13 protein-coding genes and 1 pseudogene are annotated in these 15,413 nt (G+C 42.5%); 9 read left to right on the top strand and 5 right to left on the bottom strand.

What is annotated here, in order from left to right; genetic code table 11:
• Positions 1-49: 49 nt before the first annotated feature.
• Both pyrH and rimO read right to left on the bottom strand, forming a co-directional pair.
• Positions 50-778: a UMP kinase gene (pyrH, locus tag FTV34_RS01005; RefSeq protein ID WP_004786170.1), complete on the bottom strand. Its 729-nt coding sequence runs from the start codon at positions 776-778 to the stop codon at positions 50-52.
• 46 nt (positions 779-824) lie between these two features.
• Entirely contained in the window at positions 825-2,168 is a 1,344-nt protein-coding gene (gene rimO / locus FTV34_RS01000) for a 30S ribosomal protein S12 methylthiotransferase RimO (RefSeq protein ID WP_004786172.1), read from the bottom strand.
• 350 nt (positions 2,169-2,518) lie between these two features.
• Between rimO and glnL the strand changes: the two genes are divergently transcribed.
• Together glnL and glnG are read left to right on the top strand one after the other, a co-directional pair.
• Positions 2,519-3,628 carry a nitrogen regulation protein NR(II) gene (gene glnL, locus FTV34_RS00995; RefSeq protein ID WP_125278343.1) on the top strand — a complete coding sequence of 370 codons (1,110 nt, stop codon included), beginning with the start codon at positions 2,519-2,521 and terminating at the stop codon, positions 3,626-3,628.
• Positions 3,615-5,096 carry a nitrogen regulation protein NR(I) gene (glnG, locus tag FTV34_RS00990; RefSeq protein WP_005235270.1) on the top strand — a complete coding sequence of 494 codons (1,482 nt, stop codon included), beginning with the start codon at positions 3,615-3,617 and terminating at the stop codon, positions 5,094-5,096. The genes glnL and glnG overlap by 14 nt, the downstream gene beginning before the upstream one ends.
• A gap of 56 nt (positions 5,097-5,152) precedes the next feature.
• On the opposite strand, the gene FTV34_RS00985 is transcribed toward glnG, so the two are convergent.
• From FTV34_RS00985 to mnmG, 3 genes and pseudogenes are all read right to left on the bottom strand, one after another.
• Positions 5,153-5,479: a hypothetical protein gene (locus FTV34_RS00985; protein ID WP_180068502.1), complete on the bottom strand. Its 327-nt coding sequence runs from the start codon at positions 5,477-5,479 to the stop codon at positions 5,153-5,155.
• A 76-nt stretch (positions 5,480-5,555) separates the two neighbouring features.
• Positions 5,556-6,479 (bottom strand): annotated as a pseudogene (locus FTV34_RS00980) (ADP-ribosylglycohydrolase family protein).
• A 145-nt stretch (positions 6,480-6,624) separates the two neighbouring features.
• The gene (gene mnmG, locus FTV34_RS00975) at positions 6,625-8,505 is read right to left on the bottom strand and encodes a tRNA uridine-5-carboxymethylaminomethyl(34) synthesis enzyme MnmG (protein ID WP_180068560.1); all 1,881 of its coding nucleotides are present in this window, start codon (positions 8,503-8,505) and stop codon (positions 6,625-6,627) included.
• 249 nt (positions 8,506-8,754) lie between these two features.
• Here mnmG and FTV34_RS00970 point away from each other — a divergent pair, with 249 nt between their 5' ends.
• From FTV34_RS00970 to purH, 7 genes are all read left to right on the top strand, one after another.
• Entirely contained in the window at positions 8,755-9,144 is a 390-nt protein-coding gene (locus FTV34_RS00970) for a hypothetical protein (protein WP_051065385.1), read from the top strand.
• Between the two features lie 146 nt (positions 9,145-9,290).
• Positions 9,291-10,178 carry a bile acid:sodium symporter family protein gene (locus FTV34_RS00965; protein ID WP_179992304.1) on the top strand — a complete coding sequence of 296 codons (888 nt, stop codon included), beginning with the start codon at positions 9,291-9,293 and terminating at the stop codon, positions 10,176-10,178.
• Between the two features lie 87 nt (positions 10,179-10,265).
• Positions 10,266-11,165, top strand: a complete 900-nt coding sequence (locus FTV34_RS00960) for a bile acid:sodium symporter family protein (RefSeq protein ID WP_180068500.1) — start codon at positions 10,266-10,268, stop codon at positions 11,163-11,165.
• 123 nt (positions 11,166-11,288) lie between these two features.
• Positions 11,289-12,194 carry a 50S ribosomal protein L11 methyltransferase gene (prmA, locus tag FTV34_RS00955; protein ID WP_159122777.1) on the top strand — a complete coding sequence of 302 codons (906 nt, stop codon included), beginning with the start codon at positions 11,289-11,291 and terminating at the stop codon, positions 12,192-12,194.
• A gap of 18 nt (positions 12,195-12,212) precedes the next feature.
• Positions 12,213-13,073 (top strand): DUF3426 domain-containing protein, encoded by an 861-nt coding sequence (locus FTV34_RS00950; protein WP_180068498.1) that lies wholly within the window; start codon positions 12,213-12,215, stop codon positions 13,071-13,073.
• Between the two features lie 401 nt (positions 13,074-13,474).
• On the top strand, positions 13,475-13,744 hold the full coding sequence (gene fis, locus FTV34_RS00945; RefSeq protein WP_001086304.1) for a DNA-binding transcriptional regulator Fis: 270 nt from the start codon (positions 13,475-13,477) through the stop codon (positions 13,742-13,744).
• A gap of 94 nt (positions 13,745-13,838) precedes the next feature.
• A complete protein-coding gene (gene purH, locus FTV34_RS00940; RefSeq protein WP_180068496.1) occupies positions 13,839-15,413 on the top strand; it encodes a bifunctional phosphoribosylaminoimidazolecarboxamide formyltransferase/IMP cyclohydrolase in 1,575 nt (524 codons plus the stop codon).

The raw sequence follows: 15,413 nt of genomic DNA, 5'->3' as shown, positions 1-15,413 counted from the left end.
GTATTTACTAAATTAGGAGGTAGTATAAAGGGCTTTGTAGCTCACGTCATTAATTGGTGACGTGAGTTCCTTCTTTTTCACCCATCACCACTGAAAGCAATGCGCCAGATTTGTTCATGTCAAATACTTGAAGTGGCACATTGTGGTCACGACATAAGCAGATCGCAGTTAAATCCATGACGCCCAACTTCTCGTCCAACACCTGATCAAATGTCAATGTGTCGTATTTCACGGCATCTTCGTATTTGCTTGGATCTTTGTTATAAACACCATCAACCTTAGTAGCTTTCAGGATCAGGTCAGATTCAATCTCGATACCACGCAAGCATGCTGCTGTATCCGTAGTAAAGAACGGATTACCTGTACCCGCTACAAATACGCACACTTCACCTTGAGTCAGATGACGAATCGCATCACGGCTAGAATAAGATTCAACCACTGCACCAATCGGTAATGCAGACATCAAACGGGTTTTGATATTACGGCGTACCAAAGCATCACGTAATGCCAGACCGTTCATGACAGTTGCCAGCATACCCATCTGGTCACCGGTTACACGACCTACCAGACCATCTTTTTGCAACTGGCTACCACGGTACAGGTTACCACCGCCCACGACGATACCGACTTGTACACCCAAACCCACGAGATGCGCAATAGAAAGTGACATCTGATCGAGCACTTGTGCATCGATACCCATGTCTTTGTTCCCTGCCAGTGCTTCACCAGATAGCTTTAGCAGGATGCGACCAAATCGTGGCTTTTTAGAATCCAACATCATAAAACTCCAAATTATTTAATATAAATTTTTTTAATTCAAAATCTTAAGCAGACTTGATTGAGATCAGCTTAGCAAATAAATCATATTCATCTGCATCAGTGATTTCGACTTCAAGCAAATCCCCTGCCTTAATCACACTTTTGTCGATATCTTCAACAAAAACATTACCATCAATTTCAGGCGCATCCGCATATGAGCGTGCTACAGCAACCGGGAATTCTTCTTCTAGATCATCGACTAGCACAGTCATTTTCTGGCCAATACGTTTTTGTAGCTTCGCTGCTGAAATTTCCTGCTGAACCTGCATGAAACGTTCATAACGTTCTTGCTTGATCTCTTCCGGCACATGGTCTGGAAGATCATTCGCTGTCGCACCTTCAACTGGTGAATAAGTAAAACAGCCCACACGATCTAGCTGTGCTTCTTTCAGCCAGTCCAGAAGCATCTGGAAATCTTCTTCCGTTTCGCCCGGGAAACCCACCACAAATGTAGAACGGATGACTAGGTCAGGACATTTCTCACGCCAAACTTTTAAACGCTCCAGTGTATTTTCACTGTGAGCAGGTCGTTTCATCAGCTTCAGGATTCTTGGGCTGGCATGCTGGAATGGAATATCCAGATAAGGCAGGATTTTGCCTTGCGCCATCAAATCGATTACGGCATCTACGTGTGGATATGGATAAACATAGTGCAGACGCACCCAGATGCCCAATTGACCCAGTGCTTCACACATGTCATAGAATTTGGTTTTAACTGGCTGGCCGTTCCAGAAGTCCAGTTTGTATTTGGTGTCAACGCCATAAGCAGAAGTATCTTGGGAGATTACGAGTACTTCTTTGACACCTGAACGTTTCAGTGCTGCAGCTTCTTCAAGCACAGAACCGACTGGACGGGAAACCAGATCACCACGCATACTTGGAATGATGCAGAAGGTACAACGGTGGTTACAGCCTTCCGATATTTTCAGGTATGCATAATGTTTAGGGGTTAAACGAATACCCTGCTCAGGTACCAGATCAATAAATGGATTGTGTTTTGGCGGCTCAGGAACATATTCATGTACCGCATCCATCACTTCTTCATAGGCCGCTGCACCTGTCACTTTCAGGACGTTCGGGTGCATTTGGCGAATTTTATCTTCGTCTTTTCCTAGACAACCTGTTACGATTACACGACCATTCGCGCTCATCGCTTCACCGATGGCATCTAAAGACTCTTGTACTGCAGATTCAATAAAACCACAGGTATTTACTACTACTAAATCAGCACCGTCATAATCCGATGCGACATCATAACCTTCAGTCTTTAACTGAGTTAAAATTCGTTCAGAATCTACCAATGCCTTAGGACAACCTAAAGATACAAAACCGACTTTGGGGGACTTCATGAATCTGCGCTCCACTAGAATGCGCGTATTGTATGTCTTTTCGCATCATAAAAATAGTTGAAATGGCCACTCTTTGCATCACGCACTAAAATAACGCCATAAAATATTCAATATAAAAGCTTATGCACCAAAATGAATCATTTTAGGTTTACAGCCTCAATTTAATCCGTTATACCTGAGTTTGATTGGGCATCCCTGTCAGATTTCGTGCATTTTTCAGCAAAATTTTAACAAGAGTTCTAAAGTTGGCGTGCATCTTGCTTATTTTGCCTCAAATCTGAACTTTGAAATTGTTATTTTGCTTTATGAAGATGCCATTGCGCCATTTTAATACAGGAAAACCACCGCTAATGGATCAGCCTCTTTCCATCGACTATCGCCTTTTGGTGGACAACCTGACCACTGCCATTATGCTGGTTGATAGTCATCTGAATATTTATTACTTAAATACAGCCTGCGAGGCCATGTTTGATGTCAGCCTGTTACGCGCATCAGGCACGCCGGTATTAAATATACTGCAAGCGCCGACAGATGAATTCAATACTGAAGAATCACTCTATAACACGCTGCATACCGGCCAACCTTATACTCGCCGTGAGGCGACGATCATCGTCAACTTTAAAGACATTCATGTGGACTATACGGTTTCCCTGCTCAATGCGGGCAAGCCAAATCACCCTTTATTACTGATCGAGCTGAATCAGCGTGACCGTATGCTGAAAATCTCACGTGAAGAAAACTATATCCAGCAGCATCAGGTCGCGCGTCAGTTGATTCGTGGCGTGGCACATGAGATCAAGAATCCACTCGGTGGCATTCGTGGTGCAACCCAGCTTCTGGCACGTAGCCTTGAAGATCCAAAATATAAAGAGTTCACTGACATTATTATTAGTGAAGTGGATCGCCTGAGAAATCTGGCAGATAGCATGCTCGGTTCACGCCAGTTACCCAGCTATGAAATGGTTAATGTGCATGAGCCTTTAGAACGCGTTCGTTCACTGATTGTGAACCAGACTAAAAAGAAAATTAAAATTACCCGGGACTATGACCTGTCCCTGCCGGAAGTTCTGGCAGATCGCGATCAGCTGATTCAGGTCATGCTAAATATCTGCGTGAATGCCGTTCAGGCGATGACAGAAAACAAGGATTTCTTTGTCGAGCATCAACCGGAACTTATTTTAAGAACCCGGATTCAGCGTCTTTATACCATTAGTGGTGTGATTCACCGATCTGTGGTTCGAATCGACATTGAAGATAATGGTCCGGGTGTTCCAGACGATATTATCGAAGCCGTGTTCTACCCGCTTGTGACCAGCCGTGCCAAAGGTACCGGACTAGGTCTCAGCATTGCTCAAAATATTATGCATCAACATAACGGAATGATTGAATGCCAGTCAGTTCCAGGAAAAACCGTATTTAGCTTATTTTTACCTTGGGAGTCAGATCATGTCGCGAAATAAAATATGGGTGATTGATGACGATCGTGCCATGCGTTGGGTACTAGAAAAAACATTTAAAGAAGAAGGTTTCGACGTTACTAGTTTTGAAGAAGCCCAGTCAGCACTTGATCAGTTGGGCGTAGATGCACCTGATGTGATCCTAACCGATATCCGTATGCCAGGTATTGATGGTCTGACCTTTTTAGGCAAGGTGAAAAATACCAATCCTGATTTGCCGGTTATTATTATGACGGCGCATTCGGATCTGGAATCTGCTGTATCCAGTTATCAAACAGGTGCTTTTGAATACCTGCCAAAACCATTTGATATTGATGAAGCGCTAGCACTGGTCAATCGTGCGATTTTACATATCACCAAATTACAGCAGCAAGAATCTGCCAAATCTGCACCAACCATTCAATCGACTGAGATCATTGGTGAATCGCCAGCAATGCAGGAAGTCTTCCGTGCCATTGGTCGTTTGTCTCAGTCCCATATTACCGTGCTGATTAATGGTGAATCCGGCACAGGTAAAGAACTCGTTGCGCATGCCCTACACCGCCATTCACCACGTAGCAATAAACCGTTTATTGCACTGAACATGGCTGCAATTCCAAAAGACCTGATTGAAACTGAATTATTCGGTCATGAAAAAGGTGCATTCACTGGTGCAAATACGCAACGTCAGGGCCGTTTTGAACAGGCCAACGGCGGTACGCTATTCCTGGATGAAATTGGCGACATGCCTTTTGAAACACAAACGCGTTTATTACGTGTCCTGGCAGATGGTGAATTCTATCGCGTTGGTGGTCACATTCCGGTTAAAGTTGATGTACGTATTGTGGCTGCAACGCATCAGGATCTGGAAAAGCTGGTACATGATGGCCGCTTCCGTGAAGACTTGTATCATCGTCTAAACGTGATTCGTATTCATATTCCTAAACTGGCACATCGCTCTGAAGATATTCCAATGCTGGCACAGCACTTCCTGGCGCGTGCAGGTAAAGAACTGGGTGTAAATCCTAAAATCTTACGTCCTGAAACTCAGGAATATATGCAGAAGCTGCCTTGGCAAGGTAATGTGCGTCAGCTTGAAAATACCTGTCGCTGGCTAACCGTGATGATCACAGGCCGTGAAGTTTATCCAGAAGATCTGCCACCTGAATTAAAACAGATTCCAATTCAGCAGCAAGATCCGGGTGCTCCAATTCCAAACCTGAATCAAATTGCGCCGCATCACTGGGATGAATTACTGGGTCAATGGGCAATCCAGAAACTGAAAAACGGCGAAATGAAGCTGTTAGATGTGGCTACACCAATGTTTGAACGCACACTCATCAATGCTGCACTACAACAAACCCGTGGTCGTAAGCGTCATGCAGCCGAACTATTAGGTTGGGGACGTAATACCCTCACCCGTAAGTTGAAAGAACTCGGCATGGACAGTGCGGACGATGATGAAGTCGAAGAAGTCGAAGGCCAGGCCTGAAATTAAAAAAGCACCCTTGGGTGCTTTTTTATTGCTTATGTATAGTAATGAGATTCCTACACTGTTAAACCGATATAACGCGAATAACCTGCTGCACCTAAATCTGACTTTAAAATCAGATAATTCGGATAAGTACTTGTGGTGATTTCCTCGAACATGTTTACAACATCATCATTAGCATGCAGTTCATCCACTGTTTTTCGCATAGTTTGCTCAAATTCATCGGTGATGTATTCAAAACCGATATCCATGGCAATAAATAAGGTATGTTCACAGGGTTGAACATACTGTTCTTCTTGCCAGTTAATAATTTCTTGATGGCAATGTGGGCAAGCGATATTGTCAGTGGCTTGGATGTCGAGTTCAATGAGTTGGTATGGCATTGGAATGATCTAGATGTGGAACTTTTGAATATTTTAGCAAATCCCAACATCATCGCAGTCATTCTTTAGAAAATTTCTACAACCATTGCACAAGCAATTCTTCCACCATTTCTTTACCTCGTAAATGATTCATCCAAGATGATGGAATTGCATCTACACCATAATATAAACCAGCTATACCACCCGCCACACATGCAGTCGTATCTGTATCATTACCCAGCGCAATTGCTGTCTTAATCACCTTTTCATAATCGCTAGCTTGTAGTGCGTAATATGCCGACTTTAAACAATCTACGACATAGCCAGTACCTGTCGGTCGATCCCAGTCATCACTTAAAATATGGTGCTCAAGCTCATCTAACGCACCATTCTGATCACTCAATTCACGCTTGAGTATTTCAATTGCTTCTATCCATGAATCTTGAATAGAACAACCATCTAAAATTTTACGTACCTATAAACAATATAATGCACAACATAATTTAGAACGGATATGCGCATGAGTCAGATGTGATTGTATAAATGCCGCCTCTATTAATTCACGATTAGAGCCTTGATGCCAGAGCGCTAAAGGCAATACACGCATCAGCGCACCATTACCATTGGCATATTCATCATTTTTCGCAACTTGATTTAACTAGATACCCGATTGATAACGATGTATCGCATCAACCGTTTGAATTCCCACATCGAATACCTGACCATCGACAGCCATATAACCTGATTGGTACCAATCGCAAATCCGTTGCATAAAATCTTCAGGATTGAGTTTCTTTTGATCTAACAATGAGGCCAACAAACATAATGCTTGTGCACCATCATCTGACCACGTTCCAATTGGAAGACTGGCATAAGTCCGCGCAAATCCTTTTGGGGGAATCATATCAATCTGTTCAATATCAGGCAGCTGGCTCGGCACTTTAAACTCATAAGGCACACCTACCGCATCACCAACAAGTAAACCGTAAATCGCGCCCCGTATGTATTTTTCTCTATCCATGTTTTGGCTTCATTGTTGTACATTTCCCATAATTAACATAGCAAAATTACTGAATTTATTCATGAAATAATTGATCTTTTAATTTTTTTAACTTCATTAAATATAAAAAACCCGCACTTAGCGGGTTTTCTATTACTTCATGATCTTAAGCAGATTTTTTCGCTTGAGCATTCTTACGAATAGTGATCATCACCAATTGAACTGCTGCTGGTGTTACACCCGGAATACGGCTTGCTTGAGCCAGTGTTTCAGGACGAATATCTTTTAACTTCAATGTAATTTCACGCGAAAGACCTGAAACAACATCATAGTCAAAATCAGCAGGAATCTTGGTTTCCTCTAAACGCTTCATTTGTGCAACGTCTTGATGCTGACGGTTGATATAACCTTCGTATTTCACCGCAATCTCAATTTGATCACCGACTTGTGGCGAAACTTCTGAACCTGTCAATTCTGCAATTTGAGCAAAGGTGATGTTCGGACGTTTTAACAAATCAATTGCAGAACATTCTTTAGAAAGATCCGCTCCGGTCATCTCAACGAATTTTTTACCCATTGGATTGTTTGGCGCTGCCCAAAGATGTTGCAAACGACCTGTTTCTTTCTCTACAGCTTCCATTTTTTCACAGTAAGCTGCCCAACGTTCATCATCTACCAGACCCATTTCACGGCCGATTGGTGTTAAACGTTGATCCGCATTGTCTTCACGTAGCATCAAACGGTATTCCGCACGAGACGTGAACATACGGTACGGTTCTTTAGTACCTAGTGTGATCAAGTCATCAACCAGTACACCCATGTACGCTTCATCACGTTTTGGTGTCCATTGCTCCTGATCCCAAGCACGACGTGCTGCGTTCAAGCCTGCAAGCAAGCCTTGTGCCCCCGCTTCTTCATAACCGGTTGTACCGTTGATCTGACCAGCAAAGTATAGGTTATTGATCGCTTTGGTTTCCAAAGTGAACTTCAATGCTTGCGGATTAAAGTAATCGTATTCAATCGCATAACCTGGACGAAGAATGTGCGCATTCTCCATACCACGGATTGAGCGTACCAATTCAAACTGAACATCAAATGGTAAAGAAGTAGAAATACCATTTGGATAAAGCTCATGTGTATCTAGGCCTTCTGGTTCAAGGAAGACCTGATGGGAGTCTTTATCAGCAAATTTATGAATTTTATCTTCAATTGATGGACAGTAACGTGGACCTACACCTTCAATCACACCAGTGTACATCGGTGAACGGTCTAAACCGCCACGAATGATCTCATGAGTACGTTCATTGGTATGAGTGATGTAGCAATTCACCTGTTCAGGGTGCATAGACACATCACCCATAAATGACATGGTTGGAGACGGGAAATCACCCGGCTGCGGTGTCATGACAGAGAAGTCGACTGAACGCGCGTCAATACGTGGCGGTGTACCTGTTTTTAAACGACCCACAGGTAAATTTAATTCACGTAGACGATGCGCCAGGGAAATTGACGGAGGATCACCGGCACGACCGCCTGAAGCATTGTTTAGACCAATGTGAATCACACCACCCAAGAATGTACCCGCAGTCAGCACTACAGTTTTCGCATCAAAACGAATACCCATCTGGGTCACGACACCTTTAACAGTATCGCCTTCAACAATCAGGTCGTCTGCCGCTTGCTGGAAGATATCCAGATTCGTCTGGTTTTCCAGAGTTTCACGAATGGCCGCTTTATAACGTACACGGTCAGCCTGCGCACGGGTTGCACGTACTGCTGCACCTTTACGTGAATTCAGAATACGGAATTGAATACCGCCTTTATCGGCAGCCAGTGCCATTGCACCGCCCAAGGCATCAATTTCACGCACTAAATGTGATTTACCGATCCCGCCAATGGCCGGGTTACAGCTCATCTGCCCTAAAGTCTCAATGTTATGAGTTAAGAGTAATGTCTGTCGACCCATACGTGCTGCAGCCAGTGCTGCTTCCGTACCTGCGTGACCGCCACCGATAACAATGACATCGTATACTTTAGGATAGTGCATAGTGGTAAATAGAGAGATAGAAAAAGGATAGCTGAACATTATAGCAAACTTCCTTCCAAAGTTGACAAAATCACTTGAATTTATCCTTTGGAATTTGCCCTGCCCGCCTATAAAGCAATGTAATTAAACTTTGCAGACTTACTATATAAATTAAACATCTAAACTCAAAAAGTTACTCGACTCATATTGTTTAATATTGATTAGTTTTTAATCTATAAAGTGGTCACATTACAAACAAAGGTATACATGATGAATAAGAATATTTTCCTAGCAACAGCGCTCTGCGGTCTATGTTTCGCTCCATTTGCAGCCTCAGCAAATGATAAAGTCGAGAAGGTTTATAATGCCCAAAAATACCAGCAAGTTTGTAAAGGTAAATCAGAGGGCGCTCCTGTAAGTTTTGCTTACCGCGGCATTATCTGGAATGGTACCTGTCAGCAACAGTTCTTCCCTTCATCATCAACCAATATCAAAGGCGATGAACCTGAACTTTATACATCTTGTAGTTCAGGCGGCAAAACTTCAGCAACCATTAATGGCACTCAGGTCAATGGTAAATGTGCATTAGGCTTTACCCCTCCACGTCCACAGTCACAAATGCAAACTCAGCCTCAAACCCCATCTCAATCAGGGATGTAAATCACTATATAGCTGATTAAATATATTTTTAATCAGAAACTTAACGGGTAAAATGCATAAATTTTACCCGTTTTTATATTGCTTATTTATTCATCTACGCTAAACTCAAAACATACCTAAAAAATGAATAATAAAAAGGAAACTTCATGGATTCGGGGTTTTTTAGTTTGTTTTTGCCGATTACTTTGGCAATTACAATGATGGGGTTAGGACTACAGTTAACAGTCAAGGATTTTCTGCATGTTAGTCGTTATCCCAAGGTGATTTTTATTGTCTTATTCTCACAACTGGTCATTTTAACCGGTTTAACCTTTTTAATCTGTCTGGTACTGGATCTGCCACCATTGCTTGCTGTAGGCATGATGCTGCTAGCTGCCTCTCCAGGAGGTGCCACTGCCAATCTGCTGAGCTATCTTTATAAAGGTGATGTGGCGCTTAATATCACGTTAACCGCCATCAATACGATTATTTCTATTTTCACCTTACCTTTTATTATGAACCTGTCCCTGTACTATTTTATAGGACAGGATACCGGCATCGGCTTACCGCTTGAAAAAATGGCTCAGGTTTTTCTGATTACAATTATTCCGGTTGTGATCGGCATGCTGATTCGGGCAAAATTTCCAAAGCTTTCAGATATTGTACATATGCCAATGCGGTTTCTATCTATCGCTTTTTTAAGCATGCTCTTGATTTATGCCATTTTCCAAGAGCGCTTTAACATCATCGAATATTTTGCCAGTATCGGGATTGCTACTTCCATATTATGTTTTTCCAGCCTGTTTCTCGGTTATTGCCTGCCTTTATTAATGGATATCCCAGACAAGATGGCACGCGCCTGTACCTTTGAAGTCGGCATTCACAACACAACTGTATCAATGACGATTGCGATTTCTGTCCTCAATAATGTCACCATTGCCATCCCTGCGGGTATTTATTCAATTGTCATGTACGTTTTTGCCGGTATTTTTGGTTTTATGATTAGTCAGCAAAAGCTTAGCTATAGTGGCAAGAGTCGTTTATCAGATTTGTAACTTCTTAAGTCAAATGCCTGCTTAAGCTGTATGCTTTTTATAGAAAATTTAAAACTATTAAAATAAATTTCTATAAGGAGCATGCAGATGGACTCTGGCATCATAACAATATTCCTCCCCCTCGCACTCGCCATCATCATGGTGGGATTAGGACTCGAACTCACGCTCAAAGATTTTGCCCGGGTAAGCCAGCACCCTAAAGCAGTGCTGGTTGCCTTGTTTTGTCAATTAATTCTACTGGTAAGCATTGCTTTCATTCTATGTAAAGTTCTGACTTTACCACCTTTACTCGCTGTTGGTCTGATGTTGCTGGCCGCATCGCCAGGTGGCAGTACCGCAAATCTGTTCAGCTATCTGTTTAAAGGCGATCTAGCCCTCAATATTACCTTGACTGCGATCAATTCGGTGGTTGCTGCATTTACCTTGCCTTTAATTATGAACTTTTCCATTATGCATTTTATGCAGGACAGTCAGCAGATCAGCTTGCAGTTCGGAAAGATTCTGCAAGTGTTTGGTATCATTATTATACCGGTCGCGATTGGTATGTTGATTCGTCATTATGCCCCAGCACTCACTGTAAAGCTGAATAAGCCTCTTCGCATTTTTGCAGTCCTCTTTCTGGTGCTGATTATTGCCGGAGCAATTTATAGTGAACGCGCCAATATTGCCGAATATCTGACTCAGGTAGGTTTAGCAACCGCCCTGTTCTGTCTCTTCAGCTTAATGATTGGCTATTTTGTTCCACGACTGATGAATATCAATTCCGCTCAGGCACGTGCCAGCGCTTTCGAGATCGGTATTCATAACAGTACACTCGCCATGACCATTGCACTTACTGTCATGTCCAGCACTGTGGTTGCCATGCCTGCAGCGGTCTATTCCATCTTCATGTATATCTTCGCGGCTATTTTTGGATTATTACTGAATCGCTTTGCTCCAGTAACTGCACGTTCTAGCATTTCTCCCACTCAGGAAAATGCGTTTTAACCGGTTTTCATAAAAAGGATGCGAAAGCATCCTTTTTATTTAACTCCGTCTCAAGAAGATCACACCTTCAAGCCGAACTTCCGTTACAATAGCTTTTTGAAAAAATGTATAAAGGTTATTTCTGTGAAGTGGTTACAAATTCATATTACAGTTGATCAAGCTCAGGTAGATTTTACTGAAACATTACTTAGCTCACTGGGCGCCGTAAGTGTCACTCTGGATGATGCTGAAAACCAGGATTTACTGGAACCACTTCCAGGAGAAACACCGCTCTGGAATAAAGTGATCGTGACTGGCATCTATGCTCAGGAAGATGACGAAGAAGAAATCGATGTAGCTGCATTGGAAACCTTTATTCGCGCACAACTACCTGAAGCACCGATCCGGCATGAATTCCTGGAAGATCAAGCTTGGGAACGCACCTGGATGGATGCCTACGAGCCAATCCAGATTTCTGAAAAATTCTGGATTGTTCCAGAATGGATGCAAGCGCCTGAAGCAGATGCAGTGAATATCAAGCTTGATCCAGGTTTGGCTTTTGGTACAGGTAACCATGCATCTACTTTCCTTTGCCTGCAATGGCTGGGCAAAACCGATGTAAAAGACAAGATCGTGATCGATTATGGCTGTGGTTCAGGTATTCTGGCTGTCGCGGCCCTGTTACTCGGTGCCAAATATGCCTATGCAACTGATATTGACCCACAAGCTGTTTTAGCCACCAAACAGAATGCTGAACTGAATGGCGTATTGGATCGACTTTATGTTGGTTTACCGGAAGAGTTCAACACAGAGCTTGGCGAGCAGAAAGCAGATGTGTTTGTTGCCAATATTCTGGCTGGCCCACTCATGATGCTTGAGCCTGAGTTCGCAGAATTGGTCAAACCTGAGGCAGAGTTCGCACTCGCAGGTGTTATTGAAGAGCAAGTTGCTGATGTTACTAGCATTTACTCAAAACATTTTGATATATTAGAAGTAGAAAAACGCGATGAACACTGGTGCCGTATCTCGGGGAAACGCCATAAGAATTAAAGAGTCTATAAAACATTTATGAGTGACAAGCGAACCCACTGCCCGACCTGCTCTACAACCTATAAAGTTACGGTTGCGCAATTAACCATTGCCCAAGGCATGGTTTGCTGCCCAAAATGTACAACTTCCTTTAATGCTTTATCGCATCTGGTGACCGAAGCACAGAATTCGGTCGCCCTTACTCATACGCCAAGTCATGTTTCTTATATTAATAGAAGCCTCGCTGAATCTACTTCTTCAGCTAATTCTTCAGATCAGCACTATTTACTGAACATCTTTGATGAAAAAGTTGAAAACTCCAATATTGATCTGAAGACCTATCTGAACAACCTGAATTATTTCAGTACTGAACCGATTGCAGTACTGCCTAGCATGAACTGGGATGATCAGGCTGATAAACAGCACAATAAAGGCCCGCTTTATTATTTAGGCTGGACCAGCCTAAACCTGTTCTTATTTGGCTTACTTTTATTTCAATTCTTCTGGTTCAATCCACACTATATTAAGAATAGTCATGTGATGAGTGTGGCTTTTAACAATATCTGTGAAGTGTTCAACTGTTCCAATCTGGAAGAACATTACAATCTGATCAATACCAATAAGGTCAAAGCCAAAGCGATTGCCACAGATAAAACCCAGTTTAGTGGTGAGCTAATCAATTTCCACAAGCGCAGTCTGGAAATGCCAAACTTAAGAGTTCACCTTAAAGATCAGGGTGTAGTCTTGGCGACTTATAATTTAAAACCTCAGGAATACCTGATCGAAAGCCTGATTAAGATTCAACGTATTCCCCAAAACAGCCCATTTAAATTTGAATTTGTGCTTCCTGTCGACCGTAAAGACTTCGATAATTACAGTTTGGAAATAATTCGACCTTAATATTGATAAAAACTATTAAAAAACGAAAAAAAAGTTAAAAAAAATGCAGTTTTCTTGCTCACTTTTCCCGAGACAATGGTATTATACGCGCCACGAAAGCTATGTGCTGCAAACTCCTCGCTACTTTTTCACAACAAATACAGTCTTGCCTAATGCGCTATAAAACTTATTGCGTATCGAGCAGATTTTTTTGTTTTGATTTTGGTCAGTAACAAAACTTTAACTATTGTTACGCTTATTTTTCGACCAAATCGTCGAGATGTGGCAAGCTACAAGCTCAATGTAATGACCAAGTTTTAGAACTCCAGTTTTAGGATCTAAAATGGAGTTCATTTCAATTTCTAGACCACTTTTATATATCGCTTTACCCAAGTGATATTTGATTTTTCGGATTAATTCGCATGAATAGCAAATCTCCTATTTTTACTGCACAATCTGATGTCGCTCTTCGTATTCACGTAGATCGCGCAGTTCGCCACTACTTTGCACAACTGCAAGGCGAGCAACCTTCTCAGGTGTACGACATGGTGCTGGCAGAAATGGAGAAGCCTTTATTATCTGTCGTTCTAGAATATACGCGTGGTAATCAGACACGCGCTGCCGAGATTCTCGGACTAAACCGCGGTACTTTACGTAAAAAGTTAAAAGCTCACGGTTTAATGAGTGAATAAATGATAAAATGCTTGCGGCTACCGCAGGCATTTTTTTTGACTGTTAATTAGCTATTTAGATTTAATCTGTTCCTTGGTAACTGTGACGAAGATCATGACTATTAAACGCGCTTTAATCTCTGTTTCCGATAAAACCGGTATTGTGGAATTTGCACAAGACCTTGCTGCTCTTGGGGTAGAAATTTTATCTACAGGTGGTACATACAAATTGTTGAAAGACAATAATGTTGCTGTAGTAGAAGTTTCGGAGCACACTGGTTTCCCAGAGATGATGGACGGCCGTGTAAAAACGCTACATCCGAAAATTCATGGTGGCATCCTGGCTCGTCGTGGTCTAGACGAAGCTGTGATGGCTGAACACAACATCGATGCGATCGATCTTGTCGTTGTTAACCTGTATCCATTTGCTGCAACTGTAGCGAAACCAAACTGTTCACTAGCTGATGCAATTGAAAACATCGACATCGGTGGTCCAACAATGGTTCGTGCTGCTGCGAAAAACCACGCGTCTGTTGGTATCGTAGTAAATGCTGCTGACTATGCAACTGTAATTGCTGAGCTTAAAGCTGAAGGTGCTTTATCTTATGCTACCCGTTTTGACCTTGCGGTTAAAGCATTCGAACATACTGCTCAATATGACGGTATGATCGCATCTTACTTAGGCGCTCGCGTAGGTAAAGAAGAAGGTCAGGCAGACAAATTTGCACGTACTTTCAATACTCAATTAAACAAAGCTCAAGACTTACGTTACGGTGAAAACCCGCATCAGTCTGCTGCTTTCTATGTAGATCCTGCTGCAAAAGAAGCTTCTGTTGCGACTGCTAAGCAGCTACAAGGTAAAGAACTTTCTTATAACAACATCGCGGATACTGATGCTGCACTTGAATGTGTGAAATCATTTGCGAAACCTGCTTGTGTGATCGTAAAACATGCGAACCCATGTGGTGTTGCAGTTTCTCTAGACGGCATCAAAGCTGCTTATGATCTTGCTTATGCAACTGACCCTGAATCTGCATTCGGTGGCATCATTGCATTCAACCGTGAATTAGACGTTGCAACTGCACAAGCAATTGTGGATCGTCAATTCGTTGAAGTGATCATTGCACCAAGCATCGCTGACGGCGTACTTGAAGTGACTGGCGCGAAGAAAAACGTACGTGTACTCGTATGTGGTGAACTTCCAGCAATTAACGAACGTGCTCCACAGCTTGACTACAAACGCGTAAACGGTGGTTTATTGGTTCAAGATCAAGACTTGGGCATGATCACTAAAGATGACCTGAAAGTTGTGACTAAACGCGCTCCAACTGAACAAGAAATCGATGACATGATCTTCGCTTGGAAAGTTGCGAAATACGTGAAATCTAACGCGATTGTTTATGCGAAAAATCGTCAAACCATTGGTGTGGGCGCAGGTCAAATGAGCCGTGTCAACTCTGCTCGTATTGCTGCAATCAAAGCTGAACATGCAGGTCTTGTGGTTGAAGGTGCTGTAATGGCGTCTGACGCATTCTTCCCATTCCGTGATGGTATTGATAACGCTGCCAAAGCTGGTATCAAATGCATTATCCAACCGGGTGGTTCTATGCGTGATGAAGAAACAATTGCAGCAGCTGACGAAGCTGGTATTGCAATGGTATTCACTGGCATGCGTCATTTCCGCCACTAA

The organism is Acinetobacter sp. YH16038 (genome assembly GCF_013417275.1).
Taxonomy (GTDB): domain Bacteria; phylum Pseudomonadota; class Gammaproteobacteria; order Pseudomonadales; family Moraxellaceae; genus Acinetobacter.
This window is presented reverse-complemented; position numbering and strand designations above follow the sequence as displayed.